Consider the following 25,735-nt stretch of genomic DNA (forward strand, 5'->3'; position numbering starts at 1 on the left):
AACAGAGTAAAACCCTTCGTTGGTTTCAAGCAAGTTACGCCTTCTTAGACCTCAATGCAATTGGATTGCCGCAACAATGGGACACTTTCAAGACCGGCTCTATTTTGCTCCAAAACAAGCAGCACTCAACCAAGGCGGGGCAAACCTGTCCCGGACAGTTCGACCCCCAGCCCCAAACTGCCCTGGACACTTTGGGGCCGATTCCGAAAGTGTCCGAGCGTGCTGTATCATTGAGAAGCACCTATATCGAATACGCAAGAAGGAGGTGTGGCCATGACAGCAGATTCACCAGACGGGTTTGAGTACGAACCATCGAGCAAGCACTCATCACCCAAAAGCCGTGAACACTATTGGGCTGTAGCCATCGGCCTTCAGCAGGTTGACGGACTTGAGGTTTCACCTTTCTTGCGTGACGTAGCGGACGCGCACATCCGAGGCGACCATGATCTGGCAGAGGTTGGCTCGCTCATTCGTGCGCATCATGAAAATGGCGAACACGAAGCATTTCGCGAAGCCGACCATGTCAGCCATCGTATTGCCGAGATCTTGTCAAGCAAAGTCTTCTTCCTGTCGCCCGATTTCCTCATCCACATCCATCGCCACCTCTTCCAGGACCTGGACGCATCCGTGTATCACCCTGGCGAATTCAAGACCGAGCGCATGGTAAAGCAAGAGGAGATCCTCAACGGCGATAGCGTGCTTTATGCCGACCCTTCTACCTACGAAATGGCGCTCCATGGTGCCTTTGAGCGCGAACACGCCAAGGACTATGGCGCGTTCGATGATAAGAACTTCAAGGATTTCTGCCAAGCCATAGCCTTCTTGTGGCAGATCCATCCATTCTATGAAGGCAACACGCGCACCATTGCTGTATTCTCAGAGCTGTATCTGAACTACCTTGGGTTCGATATTTCCAATGAACCATTCGAGAAGCATGCGCGCTACTACCGCGACGCACTGGTCCGCTCCATGTATCGCAACGCTGCCGCGAACACGTTCCCCACGCTCGAATTCCTCATGTCTTTCTACGGAAATGCGATCGGCCTGCGTAACGATACGCTCGATCGTGAAGCGCTCATTTGCTCCGCCCTCTTTGACAACCCAGAGCTTCTCCGCAACGTAAGCCCTCTCCAAGCCCTCCATAAGAAGAATTAGCAGACCCAAAGCTCTCTCTGCTGTAATTTAGTTTCGATCACAGTCGAAACTATGCGGAAGAGCTTAGAAGGAAAATCGTTGAAATTGCCGACATCGGCAAGAAATTGCTTCCGATTTGCTAAAATCTATATATAGGAGTTTGCCGATATCGGCAATATCAGAAGGGTTGAAATGGAATTCCTTTCCGCAAAGGAGATTGCAAAACAGTGGGGCGTTTCTGAGCGAACCGTTCGAAACTATTGCGTCCACGATCAGATTCCTGGCGCTTTCAAAACGGGAAAAACCTGGAACATTCCTGCATCAGCAGATAAACCCGCGCGTCACCATGCCAAAGCCCCTTCCCCGCTCCTCACGAGCCTAAGAGAAGAGCAAGAAGCCCAACTAAAAGGCGGCATCTATCATCGCGTCCAGATAGAACTGGCCTACAACTCCAATCACATAGAAGGCAGCAGACTTTCGGAAGAGCAGACACGCCTTATCTTTGAGACGCACACCATCGGGTTCGAAGATAGCGACATCCGCATCGATGACATCATCGAAACGAGCAACCATTTCAGGGCTATCGACTATATAATCCATCATGCACAGCAGCCACTCTCACAAGCTATGATCAAAGATCTTCACCGTATCTTGAAGACGGCAACAACAGACGCGACCAAGGATTGGTTCGCCGTGGGTGATTACAAGCTGCATCCAAACGAAGTTGGCGGACGAATGACCGTAGAGCCTGAAGCGGTTGAGCCTGCCATTGCGAACATCCTAGCTAGCTACAACAAGATTGCACATCCTACTCTGCATGACATCATCGAGTTTCATGTACAGTTCGAGCGCATTCATCCCTTCCAAGACGGGAACGGCCGCGTGGGCAGACTCATCATGTTTAAGGAATGTCTTGCGAACGATGTCGTTCCCTTCATCATCAGCGACGAGATGAAGCGTTACTACTATCGAGGCCTGAATGAATGGCACCGCGAACCTGGTTTCCTTACCGATACGATCCTAACTGCTCAAGACCGCTTCAAGCGCTACCTCGACTACTTCCGCATCCTTTACAAATAAATGAGATATTGACCTACATCAATATCTCATTTATTCATAGAAACACTATTTGTAGTCTATTGCGCTGTTTTAAGAATTTGCCCAATATTTTGCCATTCGAATAAGCTGGTCTTTGTGGCTATAAATGTCCTCAAGAGACTCCAGTTCATATCTAGTAAATTCTTTGTTTTCATTTGGAATAAAAATATACTTTGTAGAAGCATCAAGCTGAAGTCGGCAAATCGGTTTTCTATTATTATCTGCGAAGAATATCGCAAAGTAGGATTCTGCATCGCGATATGTTACCTGCGAAGCAGATACATGCTCAGCCAAAATCCCACGAATAATATAATATGCTTCTAGTTCTTCCTCCGTAGTGACAATCTTTGTAGCACGGGCGGCCTCATCTTCTTCTTGCGCCTCTTCCTGTGCTTCTGTTTCTGTTTCAAGAGCAGCTGCAAGTCTCCTCTTTACTGTTTCGTCAGCCATATTTTGGAAAGTTCGTTTCACCATAGGCTTAAACTTTTCATATGCATTCTGAGTAAGACGACCCTCATAGATTCCTTTAAGAACACATCGAATAAAATCTTCTGACGGGTCATCCAGCTCAGCTAAGATCTTTTCCCTGATCAAGCTGCTGTATTTTAAGTCTTCAGCGTGGGAAATAATCTGACCCGAATCGAATTCAGGCTTACAAAATTTTTTCAACTCCGCAATTGACGATCCGCGCAAATCAAGTAAATCAATCTCTAGGAATGGAATCTCATCCATGAGGTTGTTTTTATCTAAATCTGTATAAAAAAGATAGGTGACACCGTTTGTCAAAATACCGAATCTTGCTGTTGGAGTTGCATTGAAATAGCGATAGAGTTGTGTGTCATAGTGGCTTTTATGCAAGCTGTCGCTTGCAGCTTTGCATTCAATTAAGATTATCGGCTCCCCATTTTCTAAAATAGCATAATCAACTTTTTCGCCTTTTTTAGTGCCACGATCCGCATCGTATTCTGGACAAACTTCATTATGATCGAAAACGTCATATCCAAGCGCTTGAATCATTGGTAGAACTAAAGAGTTTTTTGTTGCTTCTTCCGACTGAAGACTGTCACGCACCTCTCTAGCTTTAGCACCTAGCACGCGAACATCTTCGCTAAAATCTCTATCCATAGAATCCTCCTCATGCATAGCACACATAGTTCTCCTACTGTTTATCTTGCCTCATAAACAACATTTGTCAAATACCATCAGGGATAACACTTAGAGGTACCGTAGCGAATGCCCTCCAGGCAACAAAAAAGCGCCCCGTGGGGCGCCTTTCGCATCATGTGATGTTGGAGCGGAAAGCTACTTGGCCTTCTCTTCCTTTTCAGCCGCGGCAGCTTCGGCATCCTTAGCAGCAGCTTCTTCGGCCTTTTCAGCCTCTTCCTTCTGCTCCTCTTCAGCCTTGGCGTTCTCCTTAGCTTCTTCCTTGGCCTCCTTGGCTTCTGCTTCTGCAGCAACTTCAGCCTTAGCGTCTTCAGGCTTTGCGCCTTCTGCTTCAGCTTCCATCATCTTAGCCTGATCTTCAGAAAGCTCTTCAGCTACGTCTTCTGCAACCTTAGCTTCTTCCTTCTTAGGAGCAGCCTTCTTAGCGGTCTTCTTCGGCGCAGCCTTCTTCTCGGCCTTAGCGTCGTCCTTCTTGGCTTTCTTCTTCTTGCCAACAGGCTCGCTCACAAGCTCCATGATGACCATAGGAGCGTTGTCGCCCTTGCGGTTACCCAGCTTCATGATGCGGGTGTAGCCGCCCTGGCGATCGCCGAACATGCCCTGCTCGACCTTCTCGAAAACCTCGCGGACCAATTCCTTGTCACCCAGAGCAGCAATAGCTAGACGACGAGAATGCAGGTCGCCCTTCTTTGCCCAGGTGATGATCTTATCAACGTCAGGACGAATTTCCTTAGCACGAGCCTCGACCGTCTTGATGCGGTCGTTAGTGAACAGCGCACCTACCAGGCTCTTGCGCATAGCCTTGGTGTGGCTGGAGTCAGTGCCAAGCTTGCGTCCCTTTTTCTTGTGTCTCATCTTGTATCTCCTATTGCTTCAAATTGAGGTCCATCGAGATGAGCTTATCCTTAACCTCTTCGATGGACTTCGCACCAAAGTTCCTAATATTGAGCAGGTCGTTTTCGGAATATTCGACCAGCTGACGAACTGAATGGATGCCAGCGCGCTTCAAGCAGTTGTAGGAACGAACGGAAAGGTCCAGATCCTCGATCTGCTTGTCCAACTCAGCATTGGTCTCCTGGCTTTCAGGAGCGAAGATGGAAACCACCTCGCCCTCTTCATCCTCTTCGATCTCATCGAGAGAAAGGAAAGCGCCCATGTACTGGTTGATGATGTTCGCTGCACGGCAAACTGCCTCGGTGGGGTTGATGGAACCATCGGTCTCCACTTCAAGGACCAGCTTGTCATAGTCGGTACGCTGACCAACGCGCGTGTCGCTGACATTCATGGTGCAGCGACGGACTGGCGAGAACAGCGAGTCAACATGGATGATGCCGATAGGATCTTCCGTACGCTTGTTGCGCTCTGCAGAAACGTAGCCACGACCAACGCCAATGCGGATGGTCATATCGAGCGTACCGCCATCAGCGACCGTAGCAATGACATGCTCGGGGTTGATGAGGGTGAACTCGGTGGGAACGTCCAGGTCGGCGCCAGTGACCGTGCAAGGGCCTTCTGCATGAACATGCGCAGTAGCTTCAGTGTATTCGCTAGAGAGCGCACTGAAGACCAAGCCCTTAACATTCAGAACGATATCGGTGATGTCTTCGATGATGCCTTCGGCAGTTGTGAACTCGTGCTGAACGCCTTCGATCTGGATCGCGGTTGGCTTAGCACCATCCAGCGAGGAAAGGAGCACGCGACGCATGCAATTACCCAAGGTGTAACCGTAGCCACGCTCGAGCGGCTCAACAATGAAGCGAGCAACAAGATCGTTCACTTCTTCGGTTGTAACTGTCGGCCTCATGAACTCTGTCATACCGTATAAGCCTCCTTAAATACCGCAGGGGTAGCGTAGATTACTTCGAGTAAAGTTCGACGATGAGCTGTTCGTGAATGTCCAGGTCGATCTGGTCACGCTCAGGAAGCGAAAGAACGCTGCCCTGGAGCTTTTCGATGTCGACCTCGAGCCATGCAGGAACCAGGCGACCCTCGTTGGAAACGAGTGCGCTCTTGATGACCAGCAGGTCCTTGGACTTAGGACGAACAGAGATAAGGTCGCCAGGACGCACACGATAAGAAGGAATATCGACATGCTTGCCGTTCACCTGGATATGACCATGGGTAACGATCTGACGAGCCTCCTTGCGGGTCTTGGCGAAGCCGAGACGGAAGACAACGTTGTCAAGGCGAGACTCCAGGATCTGCATCAGGTTAGCGCCGGTGATGCCGGGCATTGCCTTTGCGCGATCGAAGTAGCCATGGAATTGCTTTTCCAGCACGCCGTAGATGAACTTGGCCTTCTGCTTCTCACGAAGCTGCATGCCGTATTCGCTTTCCTTACGACGGCGCTTAGGCTGACGAATGGAGCTCGATTTGCTTTTACCGGTGTAGCCGAGAACGATAGGATCCAAGCCCAGTTGACGGCAACGTTTGAGAACCGGAGTTCTGTTAATAGCCATGATTAACTGATCCTTTCATTTAGACGCGACGACGCTTGCGCTGACGGCAACCGTTGTGCGGGATGGGGGTGCAATCCTGGATGCTTGCCACTTCGAGGCCTGCTGCCTGCAGAGAGCGGATGGCGGTCTCGCGACCAGAACCAGGGCCCTTCACGAAAACAGAGACCTTCTTCAGGCCGTGCTCCATAGCGGTCTTGGCTGCTGCTTCAGCTGCCATCTGTGCTGCGAACGGGGTGGACTTACGGGAGCCCTTGAAACCAACCGTGCCAGCAGACTGCCACGAGATCACATTTCCCTGAGGATCGGTGATAGAAACGATCGTGTTATTGAAGGTAGATTTGATATGAGCTGCACCAACAGCAATATTCTTGCGCTCAGAGCGCTTGATGCGGGTGCGGACGTTTTTCTTAGCTGCCACTTACAACACCTCTACTTATTCTTCTTGCCGCCGATTTGCTTACGCGGACCCTTGCGGGTACGTGCATTCGTGTGGGTACGCTGACCACGAACGGGCAGGCCACGACGATGACGCAGGCCACGATAGCAACCGATCTCCATGAGGCGGTTGATGTTCTGGCGAACCTCACGGTGGAGGTCACCTTCAGTGGTGATGTTTGCGGTGATATAGTCACGGAGCTTAGCCAGATCATCCTCAGTAAGATCGCGCACGCGAACATCGGGGTCTACGCCGGTTTCCGCGAGGATCTTCTTAGAGGTGGTAGGGCCAATGCCGTAAATGTAGGTCAAGCCGACTTCAATGCGCTTATCGCGAGGAAGGTCGACACCAACAAGACGTGCCATGAATCGATTCCCTTCTCTTTAACCTTGACGCTGCTTGTGGCGTGGATTTTCGCAGATGACCAAAACCTTGCCATGGCGTCGAATGATCTTGCACTTGTCGCACATTTTCTTGACCGAAGGACGTACCTTCATAATTAATTCCTTTCGGTTATGCGTTCACTTTATAAACACGTCCAGCCGCAGACGGTAGTTTGTAAAACGAAAACGGTTACTTACTTATAGCGATAGGTGATGCGACCACGATCGAGGTCATAGACGGAAAGTTCGACCTGGACCTTGTCGCCGGGAAGGATCTTGATGTAGTGCATGCGCATCTTGCCCGAGATATGGGCCAAGATCTTGTGGCCGTTTTCGAGCTCTACGCGGAACATTGCGTTGGGCAGCGCTTCGAGAACCGTACCCTCTAGTTCGATTGCATCTTCTTTAGCCAAGATCGCTCCTCTAGTTTCAGCAAAGACATTGCTTCCATACCGCACTTGCCTGCTTCGTGGGTGGTCCAACTGGGCCGACTCTGGGTTAAGAGCCTGCCATCAGGGTATTTACCCTGTTTTACCGCGCAGTGAACCACGGCACACAACGTGCAAGCCTTTCAATTCTAGAATAACTCCATGCACCTTCACAATTTCTCCACAATTCGCATCGCCGAATGGTTTTTCACGTGCGATCGGTAGGCGAATAGGAGCCGCGGCGCTTTTAGTCCATAAAAAAGTCTCGCGGAGGCGAGACTGGATGGTTGGAATGGTGCGCCGTGAGGGAATCGAACCCGCGACCTTGGGATTAAAAGTCCCCTGCTCTACCAACTGAGCTAACGGCGCATATGCAAGAAAGTATTCTATCTTTGAACCTACAGGCGGTCAACGGGACAAACGGGTGCCAGGTTCATTTTCGTCCTGGACAGCGTACCGATCCGTGTTGGCCCGAGCGCGGATCCGTCCAATTGCCTTGATGCTGAGAACCTTCTTGCTCCAGACGGCTTGTCCAGCGCCAAAGCGTTGGATCATAGTTCGATGAACTCTACAGACTTCACCTTTCCATCGTCGATGAATAGGCGCGCCACACTAGGAGCGCTACCACCGCGAGGGCGCGAAGGGCTACCCGGGTTCAAGAACAGCACGCCATCGGCGCCATATTCTTCACGCGGAATATGAGTATGACCGTGCACCACCACCTGCACGTCATCAGGAACTGCGCCGATATCTTCAGGACGATGCACCATGCGAAAACGCACGCCACCCAAAAGCGGTGAAGCGATGTTCTTCACGGAAGAACCCAGGTCATAGCGATCACAATTGCCACGCACGCAGATAGTAGGCGCGATGGTCTCCAGTTCATGCAACACCATCGGGCGTTCGATATCCCCCGCGCACAAAATGTAGTCGCTGCCGCGAAGCGCCTCGTAAGCTTCTTCGCTCAAATGGCCGTGAATATCTGAAACAACTCCAACGATCATGGCACACAGGTCTTATTTCACCACGATGTTCACAAGGCGACCTGGGATGACGATGACCTTTACCACGTCCTTGCCTTCAAGTGCCTTGGAAACTGCAGCCAATGCCGTTTCACGCACCACATCTTCAGCAGCTTCAGCATCGACCACAATGCGCGTCTTCACCTTGCCGTTGACCTGCACCGCAAGCTCGACTTCGTTAGAAACAGCCAGCGACGGATCGTACTCTGGCCATGATTCTTCATGCACGGAATCGCCGTGATCGAGCGGCGTGTGCCACAGCTCCTCAGCCCAATGAGGAGCAAAAGGAGCCATCACTTTCACGAGCGTTTCGGCCATATCAGCATCGAACGCCTTCAGGTCCGCATTACCCTCGCGCACGTCAGCAGGAACTGCACGCAGGTATTCACCAACGGCATTCGAAAGTTCCATAACGGCTGCCAGCGCCGTGTTGAAGTTATTGCGCTCGATATCGTCGACCACCTTGCCCACCAAGCGATGGCGCTCACGATTGAGCTTCTCTGCCAACACTTCGGGGGTGTCTTTGCTCGAGCCTTCTTGATAGAGCGCATCGTCGCCTGCCTTACCCACCAGGTCATAGATCTGACGCCACAAACGATTGAGGAACTTGTACATGCCCGCCAGACCGTCTTCGTTCCAGAGCTTCTCCTTATCGGGAGGACCCATGAACAGCATGGCCGCGCGCACCGCATCAGCGCCGTAGACATCGATCATTTCCTCGGGCGAGACCACATTGCCCTTGGATTTGCTCATCACATCGCCATGTTCGTCCAGCACCATGCCTTGGCACAGCAGATTCGTGAAGGGCTCGTCGAAATCGAGCATGCCCGCGTCACGAAGCACCTTCGTGAAGAAACGGCTGTAGAGCAGATGCAAGATGGCGTGCTCGATGCCGCCGATGTACTGATCGACCGGCATCCAATAGTTCGCCTTGGCTGGGTCGAAAGGTAGTTCGGTATTATGCGGGTCGGTATAGCGCATGTAGTACCAACTGGAGCATGTGAAGGTATCCATGGTGTCGGTCTCGCGCTTGGCAGGCGCACCGCACACAGGACACGTGGTATTGATGAACGATTCATGTGTTGCCAGCGTTTCACCCGCTGCTAGATCGATATCTTCAGGAAGCAGCACGGGCAGCTGATCTTCAGGAACGGGAACCACGCCGCAGTGCTCGCAGTGGATGGCTGGAATGGGGTTGCCCCAATAGCGCTGGCGCGAGATGAGCCAATCACGCAGGCGGAATTCCACCGTGCGCTTGCCCTTGCCCATGCGCTCAAGCTCAGCGACCACTGCCTCTTCAGCAGGCGAATGCTTACCACCCACCAGGCCCGTGTAGGGACCGGACTGCACCAGCACGCCTTCAGCAGCGTAAGCTTCAGGCCAGTCGACTTCAGTGACCACCCTACCCTGCTCGTCCTTGAGCTGAGGGTAGAGCGGATCATCTTCAGAGAGGATGATGGGGATGATGGGCAGGTCATATTTACGTGCGAACTCGAAGTCGCGCTGGTCGCCACAGGGAACTGCCATCACAGCGCCCGTGCCATAGTCAGCAACCACATAGTCGGCCACCCAAATGGGCACCTTTTCACCATTGACGGGGTTGATCACGTAGCGCCCCGTGAAAACGCCATGCTTGTCGTGGTCGCCTTGGGCGCGCTCGACAGCGCTCACCTTCTTAGCTGCTTCCACCAGTTCCATAACAGGGGCTTCATATTCGGTACCTTCGACCAAGCCCTTCAGGCCTGCATATTCTGGTGCCAGCACGAAGAAGCTACAACCGAAGAGTGTGTCAGCACGCGTGGTGAACACGGTGATGATCTCGTCTGTGGGGTTGCCATCAAGATCGCACAGCGTGAAGTCCACCTGCGCACCTTCAGAACGACCGATCCAGTTCGCCTGCTGCTGTTTCACGCGCTCGGGCCAGCCATCGAGCTGGTCCAGGTCGTCCAGTAGTTCCTGCGCGTAGTCGGTGATCTTGTAGTACCACTGGGTCAGGTCACGCTTCTCCACTTCGGAGTCGCAACGCCAGCAGCGGCCCTCGATGACCTGCTCGTTCGCCAGCACGGTCTGGCAGCTTGGGCACCAATTCACTGGTGAATTGCGGCGCTCCACCAGGCCACGTTCCCAGAACTTCAGGAATATCCACTGACCCCAGCGATAATAATCCGGATCGCACGCCACCACGGTGCGGCCCCAATCGAACGAAAAGCCCATGCGCTTGAAGGAAGCTTTCTGCGTGTCGATATTCTGATAGGTCCATTTCGCAGGATGGCTGTGATGCTTGATCGCAGCATTTTCAGCGGGCAGGCCGAATGCATCCCAACCCATGGGGTGCAACACGTCATAGCCGCGCATGCGCCAATAGCGCGCAACCACATCGCCGTAGGTGTAGTTGCTCACATGGCCCATATGGATATCGCCCGACGGATACGGGAACATCTCCAAGATGTAACGCTTCGGACGAGACGTATCCTCGGTCACTTCGTTGGCGCCATTGTCTTCCCAGACGCTTTGCCAGCGCGGTTCGATATCGTGCGGATTGTATTCGTGCATGGGTGATCCTTACGTGTAAAACGTGAGCATATGGAAAAGATTATAGAACGAAACGCTGCGCACGTGGCTGAGGTGGCCACGGTTGCGCAAAGAAATGCCTGAAATGCCTAAAGGAAGCGGTAACTAACCGTGCGCAAGCCCCAGGCCTGGCAAGTATTGAAACCAAAGGCTTTGAACACACCTGGCTGCAAGTCGAGCGAACGCGAACCGCCGCCCATGTTACCGCAGTCGTTCACCGTTGCGATGACCGTGCGACCGTTGTACTTGATCTCTACCTTACGGCCAAGATAGGAACGATAATTGGGCCATGCCATGGGAACGGCAACGCCCATGGAGGTATCGTTGCAAATAGCGCCCGTTGCGGTAGTGCCAGGGTTCGGGGTGGTCTTATCCGAAGAGCCGCCATACGCAGAAGCGATACCCGTATGCCAGCCGCTGCCAGTAGGCGCAGTCACATCAGATCCCGAAGAACTGGAACCGCCTGAATTGCTCGAGCTGCTCGAACCGCTCGAACTGCTGGAGCCAGAATTGCCAGTGTTCCAATTTTGACTGATAGAAGCTTGCGGGCGTTCCTGTTCCTTCAAAGAATTGGCCTGCTGCTGGAGCGCTTCGATTCGAGCACGCTCAGATTCGATAGAGGAAACCTTCGAAGAAGCCGAAGCCACGATCTGTTCTGCCTGATCTTTCTTCTCCTGGGCCTGTGCAGCAAGCTGCTCTTGCTCGTTCTTCTGCTGATCGAGCTCATCAAGGACTGAATTGAACTGCTCCGAGCGCTTCTTCTGCTCGGCGATCTGCTCAGCCTTCTGCTGTTCGATGGAGCTGTAATAGGTAACGTTGCGGATGAACGATTCCATGGAATCAGATGCAAGGAATACGTTCACCAAAGAGCTGGTAGCTTCGTTCTTGTATGAAGAAACGAGCACCTTGCCCAGTTCCTTCTGACCTTCGAGCAATTCAGCCTGAGCCTCTTCGGCCTTTGCGGTGGTCTCGCTGATCTGAGATTCAACTTCAGCGATGCGGGACTGAATGGCGTTATATTCGCTTGCGACCGTAGAAAGCTGAGCTTCAGCGGCACTGAGAGCTGCTCGCGCATCAGATAGTTCGTCTGCCTTCGCATAATTGCTAGGCAGAAGCGGAACGCACATCGAAAGAACAAGGCAGACACAGAGCGCGAATGCCGCGATTCTTGTTGTGAACTTCGTACACATAGCCTTAAATGCTACCGTAGTTACCCTCTTCGGGCAAACAAACGCAACCTTTCAGCGGCCTCTAATGGTACTTAGCGGCACTTAGCGGAGCGAATTGCCCGTATACGGAGTCTTGTCGCGCAGCACAACGTCGTGTGCGCCACCCTCTACGATCGAGGTTGCGCTGACCACTGTAAGCTTGGCCTTCTGCTGCAACTCGGGGATAGTGAGCGCGCCGCAGTTGCACATGGTAGAGCGCACCTTAGCCAAGCTAAGATCGACGTTGTCTTTGAGCGAGCCCGCATAGGGAACATAAGAATCCACGCCTTCTTCGAAGGTCATGCCCTTCTTGTTGCCACCTAGGTCGTAGCGCTGCCAATTGCGAGCGCGCGCGGAACCTTCGCCCCAATATTCCTTCATGTAGTTGCCGTTGATGTTCACCTTGTTGGTGGGGCTTTCATCGAAGCGCGCGAAGTAACGACCCAGCATGAGGAAGTCGGCACCCATAGCCAAAGCAAGGGTCATGTGGTGGTCGTAAACGATGCCGCCATCAGAGCAAACGGGCACGTAAACACCAGTTTCCTCGAAGTATTCGTCACGCGCTTTAGCAACTTCGATGAGCGCAGTTGCCTGACCACGACCGATACCCTTCTGTTCACGAGTGATGCAGATCGAGCCGCCGCCAATGCCCACTTTCACGAAGTCAGCGCCAGCATTGGCCAAGAAACGGAAACCTTCGGCATCGACCACATTGCCTGCGCCTACCTTGACCGATTCACCATAGTGTTCACGGATCCAGGCGATGGTGCGGGACTGCCATTCGGAATAGCCTTCGGAGCTGTCGATGCAGAGCGCATCGGCACCAGCTTCCACCAACGCAGGAACGCGCTCTGCGAAGTCGCGCGTGTTGATGCCGGCGCCAACCAAGTAACGCTTATGGTCGTCCAGCAGTTCGTTGGGGTTAGACTTATGGCTTTCGTAGTCTTTACGGAAGACCATATAGAGCAGGTTGTCGTCCTTGTCCACGATAGGCAGAGAATTCAGCTTGTTGTCCCAGATGATGTCGTTGGCAGTCTTGAGCGATGTGTCCGCATCGGCCACGATCAGCTCAGAGCGCGGGGTCATGAATTCCGTTACCGGTGTGGAAAGATCCATGCGGGAAAGACGGTAGTCGCGACCCGTAACGATACCGAGCAGCTTGCCCTGAGATTCGCCGTTTTCCGTGATAGGCATGGTGGTGTGGCCGCGACGCTCTTTCAGCTCGACCACGTCGGCCAGCGTTGCTGTGGGCGGAAGGTTCGAGTCGGAGCGCACGAAGCCTGCCTTGTGATCCTTCACGCGGGATACCATGGCCGCCTGGCTTTCGATGGACTGAGAGCCATAGATGAAGGAGATGCCGCCCTGCTGCGCGAGCGCAACAGCCATGCCGTCATCGGAAACAGCCTGCATGATAGCGGAGACCATGGGGATGGAAAGCGTGATGGAAGGCTCTTCGCCGCGCTTATATTTCACCAGCGGAGTCTTAAGACTTACGGCTTCAGGGATACACTCGGAAGAGGAATAGCCCGGCACCAACAGATACTCATTGAAGGTGCGTGAAGGTTCGCTGAAAATGTAAGCCATCTAAAAACTCCTCTGCTTCGAAAATCCTGGTAATGTTCCTATTATAAGGATGCTGCGGAAATTTGCATCACCTATCGCGAAAATTCCTTTTTCGCGAACAAAACACGCATGAAATAAGAAGGAGAATCTTTTAGATTCTCCTTCTTATTAATACGCTGATTATGATCAACCTGCCAAACTAGCTACCACTTTGACTGCTACCTTGGAAGTCGTAAACGATTACGTAATACCAAACGCCCTTAGAGTTCTTATAAGCTGCAACTCCTGCTTTTTTCGCAGAGCTACATTGCATCATCTTCCGATGTCCATCAGAACCTTTCCAAAACTGAACTACCTCGTTTGCGGTCTTCTTCCAGGTCGAGTACTGAAGGATATCGGTTCGATTTGCTCCTGTAACTCCAAGGCGGTGAATCAAACTACCTCGATTTGAGCATCCTACAGCAGAATCATATGCCATGTTCGCATAACTATTATCCCACGCAACGCGCGAATATCCCTTTGATGCTCGATAATTGTTGTATGCATCAAAAATCTGTTTTGCAAGCGTGTACTGCTCCGCATTCATTTTCGTACCGTTACTTGCTGCTGTAGAAGTGGTCTGGCCATATGGCTTCGTTGCTGTTAGATGCCAAGACTGCGCTCTGGTTCCATTTGAATCCCAAATTAGAACATTTGCACCATTCACATTGGATCCACCTGACACGTCAAGAGCTTTGCCTGTTCCCTTATTGATGAACACATAGCCACCGTACAGCGAGCGATATGCCTTCCAGAGCTGAGCACCAGAATTATTCCAATCCCATTGCTGCACATTAGTGCCATTGGCTTTATTTCCACCCTTCACATCAAGCACTTTACCCGAATTAGCGTTCACGATGCGGTAATAACCACTGCCCATAGCTTCAAGCTTCCAGACTTGTGCGTTAGCTTTAGTATCGGCCCATATCTGCGCATTACCGCCGTTTGCTTTACTTGATGCAGACATATCCAAATACCTAGAGCCTACTGCTGACTTGAATGTGAAATACTGGCCACCTAAATTTGTAATGGCGGGCTGAGAATAGCTTACTTTACTAAGGGTCCAGGACTGAGCTTTCGTGTTGTTTTCTGTCCAAATTTGAACATTGGTTCCAGGCTTATTGGATCCAGAGGAAACATCAAGAGCCTTACCAGTTGCCTTGTTGATGAAAACATATCCACCATACTTCGACTCATAAATCTTCCAAAGCTGAGCTCCAGAGGTATTCCACTCCCACTGGCGAACATTCGTTCCATCAGCATTATTGCCACAATATACATCTAATGGAAGATTTGAATTTGCATTAGTAATACGGTAATAACCACTACCCATATTGGTAAACTGCCAAACTTGTGCGTCCGCTCCATTTGTTGTCCAAATTTGAGCATTGCCGCCAAGAGCAATGCTCGATGCGGACATATCCAACATCACATTGCCCAAAGCGCTTTTCACGCGATAATACCCATTTGCAGGCGTAACCGCTTTCTTCTGTTTTGTCGAGCTAACATATTTGCCATTAGCATTAACGTAGTATGCTTGATTGTCGACCCAGGCGTTAAGAGCCATCCTGCCTTCCGAGCCAACCCAATAATCACCTATCCATGCGTCAGTAGCCATTGCTCCAGAGGATTTGTAGTAGTACCAGTCGCTGCCTTCCTTGTTCCAGCCTGTAGCCATTACGCCATTGCTGCGGAGCAGGTAAGTATCATTCCCGATCTGGTACTTCTCAGTAACCATCTCACCGTTTTCGTCCAGGTAGTACCACTTTCCGCCAGACTTGACCCAACCCTTCTGGGCAACGCCTGAATTATTGAAGTAGTACCATACATCTGATACCTTCAGCCAGCCCTTGGCCATAGCGCCCGAAGACTTCAAGTAGTACTTCTTGCCATTTTCAGTGAACCAGCCAGTCTTCATTACACCGTTAGAAGGATCGAGGTAATACCACTGACTTCCGGCCTTCGTCCAACCCTTGGACATAGCGCCAGAACCGTTGAAGTAGTACCAGTTGTTCGAGATCTTCTTCCAACCAGTCTGCATCACGCCGTTGCTATCGGCATAATAGCGAGAGCTTCCCACATTGAAGAAGCCAGTCTTCATGGCACCCGTGGAAGCATCGAGATAATACCATTTTCCGGAGAGCTTCTTCCAGCCCTTGGCCATCGCTCCAGAGCTTTCGTGGTAATACCAGTAGGAACCATCTTTGACCCAGCCAGTGCGCATCCAACCATTTGCGTCGAAACGATAGGTGCTACCAGCAATAACCTTAGAGCAGCTCTTCGCGTAGGTGCCGTCAGAGATCTTGTACATCCAATGGCTACCGCTCTTTACCCAAGCTTCCTTGCCGTTGATCTTAAAGGTAATGGTCTTGGTGCCGGTGTAATTGCCTTTACCCGTGATAGTAATGGTGGCAGTACCTGCATTCACGTTGTTTCGATAGATCAGAGTATAGTCCGTACCGTTTTTTAAAACAGTCGAATCGCTCTTAACAACAGGAGTAGGGGTAAGCGACTTGCCAGTGTAGTTCTGGTCTGCGACCGAAGCTGTGGCAGAGGAAATATTCTTTGCATCGATTCTGAACGTGATTGTCTTGGTTCCAGTATAAAGACCCTTACCGGTAATAACTACCGAAGCAGTGCCCACATTGATATTGTTGCGATACGAAAGGGTGTAATCCGTACCTTCTTTAAGTGCGGAATTTCCGTATTTCAGAGATGGATTGGGCAGGATAGCCAATCCAGTATAAACGTAATCCGAGACAACGCCCACCGAACAACTTGAAACATTCACCTTAGTTACTGCTGGTGGCTCATTTGAACTACCAGTAGTACCAGAAGTGTTCTGCGGGGAGACTTTACCCTCGTGACCAGTTAAATTTAGCCAAGCCTCAAGTGCTGAGAGATCTTTAATTGAATTTCCTTGACATTCCAATTTAGTCAAATTTGCATTGTTGCTGATATCAAGCGAAGTCAATTTATTGGACCCGCAATTCAAAGTCAATAATTTAACGTTATGCGAAATATCGAGTGCAGTTAAGCCCAGGCCGAAAAGAGTAAGATTCTCAAGAGAACTATTTGTCGATAAGTCGATCGAAGTAATATCACTACAATATTCGCACGCGAGAAGTTTGAGCGCCGTGCATCCATGGACATCTAGTACATTAAGGGACTTCACATTAAAGAATGCCGCATGTTCTAAAGCTTTGCAGTTTGATGCATCTACATTTTTTATTGAACCCGAATCACACCTTAAATAGGTTAATGAGGGACAGCCTTTTACAATAAGGTCTTCCCCTTGATAATTTATCAAACGTATATTTTTCAGAGACAAACAAGCTGTACAGTCTAGAGTAGCAATCTTAGTCGTACTATCCTCTGAAGTAGCAATGCTTGTAACAGGTTTTCCATCAATCTGATTTGGTACGATTTGTTTGCTATTTGTACCGATCTTCGTAATCTTAATTCCACCAACATTATTTGAATCGTCTTCATACTCAAAAGAAGAACCATCAGGCGCAGTATAAGTTGCAGCGTAGCTAGCCTGCAAAGGTATAACGCATAGGAAAAGTGCTGCGAGCAAACAGACGCAGCCGATTACGAGCTTCCCCTTTAATGAAAAGTTGCCGAGAGGTTCAGCAGCTACGATTTGCTTAGAAGAGCTGCCCCCCCCCAGAATTTTTTTGGAAGATCCTTGGAACATCAAACTCTCCTTAAGCCATAACCACAAAGCTTTAAAAATATAGCATATTTTTAAAGCTTTGATAAGGTGCAATGCTATTCGGAACAACGATCTAGCGCGGCGAATCTACAAAACCTAAAGCAGGGTATTGGAGTTCGAACCCTTAACATTCACTCCAAGTAAAGTCCAAGTGAACATGGAATGAACGGTTTTCGTGAAAGGTGCCTTTAGTTATTCAAATTGGGCTTCAGCCAAAACTTCAGCAAGATCCTTCACGGGCATTTGGGAATCGTGGGCAGCAACGCCGTCAGTTAGCATGGTCAGGCAGAACGGGCATGCGGTAACGAGTGCATCAGCCTTGGTCTGAAGCGCTTGTTCGGCACGCATGTCGTTGATCTTGGTGCCCTGTGGCTCTTCCAGCCACATATGACCACCGCCGGCACCGCAGCAGAAGCTCTTGGATTCATTGCGCTCCATTTCCACCAACTGCGCACCAGCACCCTGCTTCAGTACGTTGCGCGGTGCATCGTACTGACCATGATAACGACCCAGATAGCACGAATCATGATAAGTGACCTGCGCATACTCGCACGAGCCTGCCTTCAGCTTGCCTTCTGCGATCAGCTGCGCCAGCAATTCCGAATGATGCAGCACTTCGAAGTTGCCACCCATCTGCGGATAATCCACCGAAAGCGCCTGCAAACAATGCGGGCACTGCGTGACGATCTTCTTCACGCCCGCCTGTTTGAGCGTCTCGATGTTCTCTTGCGCGAGCATATAGTAGACGTATTCGTTGCCCAAGCGACGAGCCGAATCGCCGCAGCATTTCTCGGCATTGCCTAAGATGGCAAAATCCACACCCGCCTGCTTCATTAACTGCACGAAGGCGGTCGAGACCTTACGACTGCGCGCATCGTAAGCACCTGAGCAACCAGGCCAGTAAAGATATTCCGCATTTGGATTCTCTTCGATAGTGGGTACATCCAGATCCTTGGTCCACTCGGTGCGCTTCTGCCAACCGATGCCCCACGGATTGCCATTGGTCTCCAAATTGCGGAACGTCTGCTGAGCTTCGGGTGGGAATGCGCTTTCCATGCATACCTGGTAGGTACGTGCCTTGATGTCCTTTTCAGGATGGACCACACGCGCGGGACATTCTTCTGAACAACTGCGGCAGGTGGTGCACTGCCACAGAGCCTCTTCCGAGATCACGGTGCCTACCACGCCCTCTTCGAGCAGTGTCTGTTGCTCTTCGGTGCGCGCATCTTCAGGCACTTTCAGCAAGATCTTGCCGCGCTCGAGGTTCTGCGCTGCCATATTCTGGATGAAACGCATGGGTGAAAGTTCTTTGCCGCTCAGGTAAGCGGGACAATTCTCCTGACAGCGGCCGCACTTGATGCACGCTTGCGCATCGAGCAAGTCCTTCCAGGTATATTCCTCCAGTGTGCGCACGCCCATGGTCTCAAGTTCTTCGTCTTCGAAGTCGATGGGCTCGAGCGTGCCCGCGGGCTTCAGCGAACGATAGTAGTAGTTGCCAGGGATGAACAACACATGCGCCATCTTGCTATAGGTGAAGAACGCCAAGAACGCGAATGCCAACACCAGATGGCCCCACCAGATGATCTGATGCGTGAGAGAGAGCGCTTCAGGGCTCATGCCCGAGAACATGAGCGCGAACACATAACCCACGGGCGACCAGATGGCCCACGGGTCGTTCGTGCCAACGATGCGCAACCCTTCCGTTGCGAAACCAGAGAGCAAGATGACCAGCAGCAATGCCAGCCATACGATATCGGCAGTGTTAGTCTCCAGGTTACTGTTGATCTTCGCCGCGCGGCGCACCAGCGCAATGATCACGCCAACGATGCAGACCAAACCTGCCAGATCGATGCCAAGCGATATGAAATACAGGTAGAAGTCGCCATAGAGAATAGGGATACCGAAGTGGTCTTGCAGCGCCACGAGCGTAGTCGCCACCAGCAAGAACAGCATGCCCCAAAAGATGAATAGATGCATGATGCCCGAAGACTTCTTACGCACCACACGCTTTTGGGTGAACACTTCCTTGAACGCGCCGAAGAAACGCTCGCTCTTATGATCTGAAAGCTCTTCGGGAGCGCCCAGTTTCCAAAGGCGATAACGACGATAGAAGAAGATCGCGAAGCAGACGACCACACCTACGAACAGGACATACATGAACCAATGGCTTGGGATGTTCCAATAAAGCTCGCGTGTTGCTTCTTGCATGGTGCTCCTTTATCTTCAGCGTTAGTTTCGGGAGAGATAGTGGCTAGTGCCTTGCGTTGCTCAGGGTGCGCTCACGCGCGAACGCTACCCAAGGCTTATGGTGGCCAGCGCTTACGCTTTCAGCTTCTTAACTTCTTCGGTCATCAGCGGCACCACTTCGAACAGGTCCGCCACAATGCCATAGTCGGCAATGCGGAAGATGTCTGCTTCGGGGTCGTTGTTGATCGCCACGATGCATTGCGACTGACCCATGCCTGCCTGATGCTGGATGGAGCCCGAGATACCGCATGCAATATAGAGCTGCGGAGCCACGATCTTGCCAGTCTGGCCCACCTGGAACTGCTTGTCGATCCAACCTTGCTCGACGGCTACACGCGATGCACCAACGGCAGCGCCCAGCTCATCGGCCAGCTGCTCGAGCACCTGGAAGCCTTCGGGGCCTTTCACGCCACGACCACCAGACACGATGAATTCTGCGTCGCGCAGATCAACGCGATCAGATGCCACGCGCAGCACGTCCTTCACGATCTGGCGAATGTTACCAAAGCCCGCTGGAGCCTCGCGCACGATGGTAGCGGTGCGGCTCGTATTTGGCTCTGCGATGGTGAATGCCTTGGGGCGCAACGTAACGATATTCAGATCGTCATTGTTCGTAAACGCGCACTTCTCCAGGATCTTGCCAGAATAGGGTGCGCGCACGTATACCGGCTGGCCGCCTTCGTCCTCGATAGCCACGATCTCAGAGATGAGGCCAGCATTCTGGTGCTGCGCCACTACGGGTGCGATGTCTTGGCCCGTACTGGATGCCACGAACATGATAGTGTCTGGATGGTGAGCCTCGATCAGCCCATCAAGTGCTGCCGCATAGGCGTCAACGGTGTATTCAGCCAGCGCTGGATCGTCAACCACGATCACCTGATCAGCGCCGTACTGTGCCAGTGGTGCTAACGCGGCATCGTCCACATTGCTGCCGAAGACCACCACGCTCACCGTTTTGCCCTGCGCATCAGCCAAACGGCGCGCTTCGCTCACTGCTTCGAACGTGACCTTACCGATCACACCATCTTTATATTCTGCAAAGACCCAAATGGTTGCCATAGTTTCCTCCACGCTTAGGGAATTGTGTTTAGAGCACTTTTGCTTCGCTTGCCAACAAGCCTGCCGTTTCTGCAACTGCATCAGGCACATCGCCTTCAACGATGCGACCGCCTTCACGCTCAGGCTTCAAGGCGTATGACTTCACTACTACCTGAGCAGCGGCTGGCCCAACCAAAGAAGGATCGATGCCGATAGCAGCAAGATCCTTGGTATCGATCGGCTTCTTCTTGGACTGCATGATGTCACGCACAGTAGGATAGCGTGGTTCAGCCAAGCCTTGCTGTGCAGTGAAGAGTGCAGGGAGCGCCACCGACACGCGTTCAACACCGTCGTCCAGCTCATGATCGACCAACGCGGTTTCGCCCTCCAGCTCCAGGCCAGTGATCCAACCTACCTGAGGAATTCCCATGATGGCCGCCACACGTGGAAGCGTCTGTGCTTGACCCGTGTCGCCAGACTTGTAGCCGCCCATGATGATATCGGGCTGCTCTGCTTCAAGGACTGCCGCAAGGATACGCGCCTTAGCAAGCGGGTTGGTGGTGTCGATGTTCGCGTCTTCGATAAGGATCGCTCGATCTGCACCCATGGAGAGCGCATGGCGAATGGCTGGTACATCGTCTTGCGTACCGACGGTGACCACGACCACTTCCCCACCGTTTGCTTCTTTCAGCTGTACGGCCTTCTCGACCGCGAATTCCGCGTAGGGGTCGATGATGAGCGCAGCACCATCGGTCACTACCTGGCCATCCGCATCGAGCGTGATGACCGCTTCAGTGTCGATGGTCTGCTTTACACAAACTGCTATCTTCAAGTCAAACTCCTTTGGTTAGAGCGCGAATTGCTTGCGAACTTCATCGGCGATGATGCGGCGCTGGATCTGGTTGGTGCCGCCAAGGATGGTGAATGCCTTAGCGTCGCGATAGTAACGCTCGACAGGATACTCCTTGCAGAAGCCATAGCCACCATGGATCTGCACCGCATTGGTAGCAGCCTGCTGGGCCGCATCCGAGCAGAACACCTTGGCTGCTGCCACGCGTTCCTTCACATCGCGCGCATCGTTCACGAATGCATCGATAGCGTCATCGATCAGACCATGCGAAGCTGTTGCCGCGATGCGCATGTCGGCCAACATGAACGAGACCGCTTCGAAGTCGAACACAGGCTGACCGAACTGCTTGCGACCTTCCGCATACGTTGCCGAAGCCTTCAAACTGGCGCGCGTGATGCCAAGCGCCGTTGCCGCCAGCGCTATACGTCCGCGATTGAGCGCATGGAACGCGATCTGGGCACCCTGGCCGACTTCACCGATGAGCGCATCACTGGCTACTTCAACCTTATCGAAGAAGATAGGACACGTGGGAGAGCCATGAAGACCGAGCTTCTGCTCGTGCGCGCTGATCACTACCCTTTCATCATGTGCGTCAACGATGAATGCTGCAGGCTTCCTTTCGCCATCCACATCCACCTGTGCGAACACGCAGAACAGGTCGGCTACTTCAGCATTTGAGATGAACATCTTGTTGCCGCTGATCACATAGCCATTCTCAGTAGGCTTAGCGCTGGTGGTGAGCGACCACACATCCGATCCTGCATTGGGTTCGGTCATCGCGAAGCTGATCTTCTTCTCGCCCGCGATGATCTCGGGCAAGTAGGTATTCTTCTGCTCATCGGTGCCATAGGTCATGATGGCATCAGCTCCGATCGCAGCTACGAACAACATCAAGGCCACCGCCGGCGACTCTTCAGCTAGGCGCGCCACGCACTGAGCCCAGCAGTTCACGCTCACCGCGAAACCGCCCTGTTCTTCAGGCATCGCAAGACCGAACAAGCCCTGTTCAGCCAGTACATCGTAGATATCCTGCGGAAACTCGTCCTGCTCGTCGATCTCCGCCGCGCGATCAGCGATGATATCGGTGCACACACTGTCCACCATCGACAAGATCATGCGCTCTTCTTCTTGCAGTTCGTACATGGAAACTCCTTTGGTTACTTGAGCGGATGCGCTTTGAAGTATTCGATCATCCGGGGAACAACGGTATAGAGATCGGCTTTGCTGCCGTAGTCAGAATGCTCGAAGATGAGCGCGTAGGGATCGGTGTTCACGCACATGATGGTAGTGGCGCCATCGCAAGCGACCATGTGCTGTGCCTGGCCCGAAATACCGAGCGTCAGATACAGATCGGGAACCACCGTACTGCCCGAAATACCTACGAGCGCTTCTTTAGGAAGCCAGTTCTCGGCTTCATAGATGGAGCGAGAACAACCCAGTTCAGCATCGATGAGCGAACAGAGCTCACGCACCATATCCAAGTCCTTCTCTTCTTTGATGCCGCGGCCAACGCTGACGATGCGCTTGGCGCTGGGCAGGTCGACATCGCCCTTGACGCGCGGGCCTACCTCGGTGCGTTTGACCTCGTAGGAGGGCTCAACGAAAGGCACCATCACCTCAACGTTGTTGCCACTAGGTTCTGCATCAGGAAATGTTGCTGGACGCACGAAGAAGAACGAGGTGGTACCGTCTTCACCCTTGTACTTACGATTCGCCAGACCACCGAAATACATGGTGCTGGCTTCTTTTGCGCCTGGCATCGCGTTCACGTTCGATATCACGCTGCCACCCACGCGTGCCGCCGTTCTGCCCAACAATAGTTGGATACGGCGCGAAGATTCAGCGAACACCGCGTCCGGTCTTTCTTGCTCGATCAGATTCGCCAAGGCAACGTATGCATCTTCCATCATGCGGCCTTCAGGAACCTCAAGACGATAGACCTTGTCGGCCACACCGTCCACCACCTGCGTGGTGGGGAGCGCCACCAGATCGACCTCTTCAGCGAACTGACGCGCACCAGCGCAAAGCTCGCTCACGGGCTGTTCGCGTTCTGCGATAACGAAGATCTTCATCGCTTATGCCCCTTCCGTGGTCAGGTAGGTGTGGACCTGTTCGATGAACTGATCGATTCCTTCATCGGTCGCCTCGAAGAACACCATCTTGCGTGGCGTGGGTTCAGGAACCTTAGTTTCCAAGATCTGATATTGAGCCGCGGGAAGTTCGCACTGGATATCCGCCAGCGTCAATTCATGAACGGGCTTACGACCCGCGGTCATGATGTCCTTCACCTGGCAGATTCGCGGCTGCGCCATGTCCGAGAGCACCGAGAGAACAGCCGGGGTCTGCACCTCGATGTGCTCTATCTCTTCATCCAGCTCGCGCGTTACTTTGATGGTATTTCCTTCGGCCTTGAAGTCAATGACAGCATTCACATTGGGAATGCCCAAGATCTCTCCCAGCTGGATGCCCATCTGGTGAGCATATACGTCTGCAGAACCATCACCGCAGATGATCAGATCGATATCGCCGATCTTTTTCACAGCTGCCGCCACCGCCTGAGCGGTCTGGTGCGTTTCTGCATCTTCCAGTGCATCATCCATGACCAAATACACTTCGCTCGCACCACGAGCAGCGACGTTCTTGCGCATGGTGGTGTCATGGATCTTGGTATCGCCCACCGTTAATGCGATGAGGTTACGATCTTCAGGATCTGCCTCCACGAACTGAGCAGCAGCTTCGATCGCATTCAGGTCATAGAGCGAAACGATATGGGGAACAGCTTGGTAGTCGAGGGTCTTGTCGGAATTGGTGCGGATAGCCACATCATCATAGACCGACTTGAAACAAACGAGAACGTTCATGCATCTCCTCTTAGATTCAGATTCTGGTGCATTCGTGCGAATACGAAAGACCAACGAGAACAATAGCAAAGCATACGATAAACCTTAGAGAACGCCATTGAGAATCGAACATGAACCTGGCGCTTGACATAAAAGCCAAGCAAAGCGAAATGCCCGTTCAATGCAGCTTTCTAAACCCTATCGAAAAACAAAGGAGGAAGAGTTGCCCCTTCCTCCTTCATAATCCCTATGTGAGAAGCTAAAAAGGCTTACAGTTCGTCCTGGTTGCCCTTTGCATACTCTTTGAGGATGCCACGGCCAGCGATGTGGACCATGATCTCGACGGTGCCGCCACCGATCTGGAAACCACGGCAGTCGAGCATCAGGCGAGAAACGCGAGTTGCGTCGGTGTAGCCGAGGCCACCCATGAGCTGGAGAGCACGGGAGCAAACGTCGGTAAGAGCAGGTGCACCATAGCGCTTCAGCATAGCTGCGTCGTTGTTGACCGGAATGCCGTTGTCGAGCTTCCAGCAGGTACGATACAGGAAGTTACGGGTGTTGGTCAGAGCGATCTGCATCTCGACGATGTGCTCCTGAACGAGCTGGAAGGTCTTGATGCCGACGCCGAACTGCTGACGCTCGTTGGTCCAAGCGCAAGCGTCGTCCATTGCTGCCTGAGCCTCACCGAGAAGCTCTGCGAGGAGAACGCAACGCTCCCACTCGAAGTTCTTCATGAGCTGCAAGAAGCCCTTGCCCTCTTCACCGAGGAGGTCCGACTCGTTAACGATAACGTTGTTGAAGTGAACCATAGCGAAGGGGTTGATCTGCATGCCGATCTTGTTGAGCGGCTCGAGGACAACACCAGGGGTGTCCTTGTCGACCAGATACATGGACATGGACTTGTTCTCAGGAGAAGGATCCTCGTCCTTGCAAACTACGATGAAGCCGTTTGCATGCTCTGCAAAGGTAACCCAGGTCTTGGTGCCGTTGATCTCGACCTTGCCGTCGCCGATCTTCTTAGCAGTAGTGGTCATGTAGATGTTTGCGGAACCTGCTTCTGGCTCGGAAATAGCGAGGCAGTAGGGAGGGTAACCGTTCTCATAGTAGAAGTCGCAAGCATACTTGATCTGCTCTTCGGTACCGAATTCGCAAACGTCGAACATGATCAACAGGTTTGGAGCCATAGGGACGTTACCACCGATGTGGCAAAGCTCTTCGATGGCAATAGCCATGGTGACATGATCGCAGGGGGTTCCGCCGTACTCAGCAGGAATACCGAGCTTACCAAAGCCCTCGTCTACCCAAGACTTAGCAATTGCCTGGTCGATGCCACGGTTCTTGTAAGCCTCTGCCATCTTCTCCTCGGGAAGATGTTCTTTACCCCACTTGCGGATGTTCTCACGCAGCAGCTTCTGCTCATCAGAGTAGCTATAACTAAGCATACTTTTCCTCCTTCAGGAAATCTTTCCTCTTGAACCTTACTTCTTATCTTATGGCGGGCAGAGCTCCAACACTGCCCGCTTAAGATCAACTAGTG

General features: G+C 52.2%; 22 protein-coding genes and 1 tRNA gene. 2 read left to right on the plus strand and 21 right to left on the minus strand.

Translation table 11 applies throughout. The annotated features are described in order from the left end of the window. Positions 1–273 precede the first annotated feature (273 nt). Together NFR25_RS02555 and NFR25_RS02560 are read left to right on the plus strand one after the other, a co-directional pair. Complete coding sequence (locus NFR25_RS02555) at positions 274–1,155, plus strand: Fic family protein (protein WP_251197687.1); 882 nt, start codon at positions 274–276, stop codon at positions 1,153–1,155. Between the two features lie 171 nt (positions 1,156–1,326). Continuing rightward, a complete protein-coding gene (locus tag NFR25_RS02560) occupies positions 1,327–2,214 on the plus strand; it encodes a Fic family protein (protein ID WP_251197688.1) in 888 nt (295 codons plus the stop codon). Positions 2,215–2,283: 69 nt separating this feature from the next. Here NFR25_RS02560 and NFR25_RS02565 read toward each other — a convergent pair whose 3' ends face one another. From NFR25_RS02565 to NFR25_RS02665, 21 genes are all read right to left on the minus strand, one after another. Then, on the minus strand, positions 2,284–3,357 hold the full coding sequence (locus tag NFR25_RS02565) for a type I restriction endonuclease (protein WP_251197689.1): 1,074 nt from the start codon (positions 3,355–3,357) through the stop codon (positions 2,284–2,286). Positions 3,358–3,534: 177 nt separating this feature from the next. Next, positions 3,535–4,251, minus strand: a complete 717-nt coding sequence (gene rplQ, locus NFR25_RS07430; protein WP_338024374.1) for a 50S ribosomal protein L17 — start codon at positions 4,249–4,251, stop codon at positions 3,535–3,537. 10 nt (positions 4,252–4,261) lie between these two features. Continuing rightward, entirely contained in the window at positions 4,262–5,212 is a 951-nt protein-coding gene (locus NFR25_RS02575; protein ID WP_338024375.1) for a DNA-directed RNA polymerase subunit alpha, read from the minus strand. A gap of 40 nt (positions 5,213–5,252) precedes the next feature. Next, positions 5,253–5,855, minus strand: coding sequence for a 30S ribosomal protein S4 (gene rpsD, locus NFR25_RS02580; RefSeq protein ID WP_251197691.1), 603 nt, complete (start codon positions 5,853–5,855; stop codon positions 5,253–5,255). A gap of 19 nt (positions 5,856–5,874) precedes the next feature. Next, positions 5,875–6,273 (minus strand): 30S ribosomal protein S11, encoded by a 399-nt coding sequence (gene rpsK, locus NFR25_RS02585; protein WP_021900707.1) that lies wholly within the window; start codon positions 6,271–6,273, stop codon positions 5,875–5,877. A gap of 11 nt (positions 6,274–6,284) precedes the next feature. Next, positions 6,285–6,656: a 30S ribosomal protein S13 gene (rpsM, locus tag NFR25_RS02590; RefSeq protein WP_251197692.1), complete on the minus strand. Its 372-nt coding sequence runs from the start codon at positions 6,654–6,656 to the stop codon at positions 6,285–6,287. A gap of 18 nt (positions 6,657–6,674) precedes the next feature. Continuing rightward, a complete protein-coding gene (gene rpmJ / locus NFR25_RS02595; RefSeq protein ID WP_006363204.1) occupies positions 6,675–6,788 on the minus strand; it encodes a 50S ribosomal protein L36 in 114 nt (37 codons plus the stop codon). 80 nt (positions 6,789–6,868) lie between these two features. Continuing rightward, positions 6,869–7,087 (minus strand): translation initiation factor IF-1, encoded by a 219-nt coding sequence (infA, locus tag NFR25_RS02600; protein WP_021900705.1) that lies wholly within the window; start codon positions 7,085–7,087, stop codon positions 6,869–6,871. 308 nt (positions 7,088–7,395) lie between these two features. Then, positions 7,396–7,471: transfer RNA gene (locus NFR25_RS02605), tRNA-Lys, on the minus strand. Positions 7,472–7,653: 182 nt separating this feature from the next. Further along, on the minus strand, positions 7,654–8,106 hold the full coding sequence (locus tag NFR25_RS02610; RefSeq protein WP_251197693.1) for a metallophosphoesterase family protein: 453 nt from the start codon (positions 8,104–8,106) through the stop codon (positions 7,654–7,656). Between the two features lie 12 nt (positions 8,107–8,118). Continuing rightward, positions 8,119–10,677 (minus strand): leucine--tRNA ligase, encoded by a 2,559-nt coding sequence (gene leuS / locus NFR25_RS02615; RefSeq protein WP_251197694.1) that lies wholly within the window; start codon positions 10,675–10,677, stop codon positions 8,119–8,121. A gap of 107 nt (positions 10,678–10,784) precedes the next feature. Continuing rightward, positions 10,785–11,885 carry a coiled-coil domain-containing protein gene (locus NFR25_RS02620; RefSeq protein ID WP_251197695.1) on the minus strand — a complete coding sequence of 367 codons (1,101 nt, stop codon included), beginning with the start codon at positions 11,883–11,885 and terminating at the stop codon, positions 10,785–10,787. 81 nt (positions 11,886–11,966) lie between these two features. Beyond that, positions 11,967–13,487, minus strand: coding sequence for an IMP dehydrogenase (locus NFR25_RS02625; RefSeq protein ID WP_251197696.1), 1,521 nt, complete (start codon positions 13,485–13,487; stop codon positions 11,967–11,969). 178 nt (positions 13,488–13,665) lie between these two features. After that, positions 13,666–17,205 carry an RICIN domain-containing protein gene (locus tag NFR25_RS02630; RefSeq protein WP_251197697.1) on the minus strand — a complete coding sequence of 1,180 codons (3,540 nt, stop codon included), beginning with the start codon at positions 17,203–17,205 and terminating at the stop codon, positions 13,666–13,668. 210 nt (positions 17,206–17,415) lie between these two features. After that, entirely contained in the window at positions 17,416–19,431 is a 2,016-nt protein-coding gene (locus NFR25_RS02635) for a heterodisulfide reductase-related iron-sulfur binding cluster (RefSeq protein WP_251197698.1), read from the minus strand. A gap of 111 nt (positions 19,432–19,542) precedes the next feature. Next, complete coding sequence (locus NFR25_RS02640; RefSeq protein ID WP_251197699.1) at positions 19,543–20,529, minus strand: electron transfer flavoprotein subunit alpha/FixB family protein; 987 nt, start codon at positions 20,527–20,529, stop codon at positions 19,543–19,545. Between the two features lie 28 nt (positions 20,530–20,557). Then, positions 20,558–21,340 carry an electron transfer flavoprotein subunit beta/FixA family protein gene (locus tag NFR25_RS02645; protein WP_251197700.1) on the minus strand — a complete coding sequence of 261 codons (783 nt, stop codon included), beginning with the start codon at positions 21,338–21,340 and terminating at the stop codon, positions 20,558–20,560. 15 nt (positions 21,341–21,355) lie between these two features. Continuing rightward, positions 21,356–22,501 carry an acyl-CoA dehydrogenase family protein gene (locus NFR25_RS02650; protein ID WP_251197701.1) on the minus strand — a complete coding sequence of 382 codons (1,146 nt, stop codon included), beginning with the start codon at positions 22,499–22,501 and terminating at the stop codon, positions 21,356–21,358. A 14-nt stretch (positions 22,502–22,515) separates the two neighbouring features. Continuing rightward, the gene (locus tag NFR25_RS02655) at positions 22,516–23,430 is read right to left on the minus strand and encodes an electron transfer flavoprotein subunit alpha/FixB family protein (RefSeq protein WP_251197702.1); all 915 of its coding nucleotides are present in this window, start codon (positions 23,428–23,430) and stop codon (positions 22,516–22,518) included. Positions 23,431–23,433: 3 nt separating this feature from the next. Continuing rightward, positions 23,434–24,219: an adenine nucleotide alpha hydrolase family protein gene (locus NFR25_RS02660; protein ID WP_251197703.1), complete on the minus strand. Its 786-nt coding sequence runs from the start codon at positions 24,217–24,219 to the stop codon at positions 23,434–23,436. A gap of 248 nt (positions 24,220–24,467) precedes the next feature. Beyond that, entirely contained in the window at positions 24,468–25,640 is a 1,173-nt protein-coding gene (locus tag NFR25_RS02665) for an acyl-CoA dehydrogenase family protein (RefSeq protein ID WP_251197704.1), read from the minus strand. Positions 25,641–25,735 lie beyond the last annotated feature (95 nt).

This window comes from Anaerotardibacter muris (genome assembly GCF_943192915.1).
In the GTDB taxonomy this organism is placed as follows: domain Bacteria; phylum Actinomycetota; class Coriobacteriia; order Coriobacteriales; family Eggerthellaceae; genus Anaerotardibacter; species Anaerotardibacter muris.

What these genes read in the sequence shown, in the direction of transcription:
- NFR25_RS02560 (WP_251197688.1), top strand. Translation starts at nt 1,327, where the DNA reads ATGGAATTCCTTTCCGCAAAGGAGATTGCAAAACAGTGGGGCGTTTCT.
- NFR25_RS02635 (WP_251197698.1), bottom strand. Translation starts at nt 19,431, where the DNA reads ATGCAAGAAGCAACACGCGAGCTTTATTGGAACATCCCAAGCCATTGG.
- NFR25_RS02630 (WP_251197697.1), bottom strand. Translation starts at nt 17,205, where the DNA reads ATGTTCCAAGGATCTTCCAAAAAAATTCTGGGGGGGGGCAGCTCTTCT.
- NFR25_RS02565 (WP_251197689.1), bottom strand. Translation starts at nt 3,357, where the DNA reads ATGGATAGAGATTTTAGCGAAGATGTTCGCGTGCTAGGTGCTAAAGCT.
- NFR25_RS02665 (WP_251197704.1), bottom strand. Translation starts at nt 25,640, where the DNA reads ATGCTTAGTTATAGCTACTCTGATGAGCAGAAGCTGCTGCGTGAGAAC.
- NFR25_RS02640 (WP_251197699.1), bottom strand. Translation starts at nt 20,529, where the DNA reads ATGGCAACCATTTGGGTCTTTGCAGAATATAAAGATGGTGTGATCGGT.
- NFR25_RS02555 (WP_251197687.1), top strand. Translation starts at nt 274, where the DNA reads ATGACAGCAGATTCACCAGACGGGTTTGAGTACGAACCATCGAGCAAG.
- rpmJ (WP_006363204.1), bottom strand. Translation starts at nt 6,788, where the DNA reads ATGAAGGTACGTCCTTCGGTCAAGAAAATGTGCGACAAGTGCAAGATC.
- NFR25_RS02620 (WP_251197695.1), bottom strand. Translation starts at nt 11,885, where the DNA reads ATGTGTACGAAGTTCACAACAAGAATCGCGGCATTCGCGCTCTGTGTC.
- NFR25_RS02655 (WP_251197702.1), bottom strand. Translation starts at nt 23,430, where the DNA reads ATGAAGATCTTCGTTATCGCAGAACGCGAACAGCCCGTGAGCGAGCTT.
- NFR25_RS02610 (WP_251197693.1), bottom strand. Translation starts at nt 8,106, where the DNA reads ATGATCGTTGGAGTTGTTTCAGATATTCACGGCCATTTGAGCGAAGAA.
- rpsM (WP_251197692.1), bottom strand. Translation starts at nt 6,656, where the DNA reads ATGGCACGTCTTGTTGGTGTCGACCTTCCTCGCGATAAGCGCATTGAA.
- NFR25_RS02625 (WP_251197696.1), bottom strand. Translation starts at nt 13,487, where the DNA reads ATGGCTTACATTTTCAGCGAACCTTCACGCACCTTCAATGAGTATCTG.
- NFR25_RS02575 (WP_338024375.1), bottom strand. Translation starts at nt 5,212, where the DNA reads ATGACAGAGTTCATGAGGCCGACAGTTACAACCGAAGAAGTGAACGAT.
- NFR25_RS02650 (WP_251197701.1), bottom strand. Translation starts at nt 22,501, where the DNA reads ATGTACGAACTGCAAGAAGAAGAGCGCATGATCTTGTCGATGGTGGAC.
- leuS (WP_251197694.1), bottom strand. Translation starts at nt 10,677, where the DNA reads ATGCACGAATACAATCCGCACGATATCGAACCGCGCTGGCAAAGCGTC.
- NFR25_RS02660 (WP_251197703.1), bottom strand. Translation starts at nt 24,219, where the DNA reads ATGAACGTTCTCGTTTGTTTCAAGTCGGTCTATGATGATGTGGCTATC.
- rplQ (WP_338024374.1), bottom strand. Translation starts at nt 4,251, where the DNA reads ATGAGACACAAGAAAAAGGGACGCAAGCTTGGCACTGACTCCAGCCAC.
- rpsD (WP_251197691.1), bottom strand. Translation starts at nt 5,855, where the DNA reads ATGGCTATTAACAGAACTCCGGTTCTCAAACGTTGCCGTCAACTGGGC.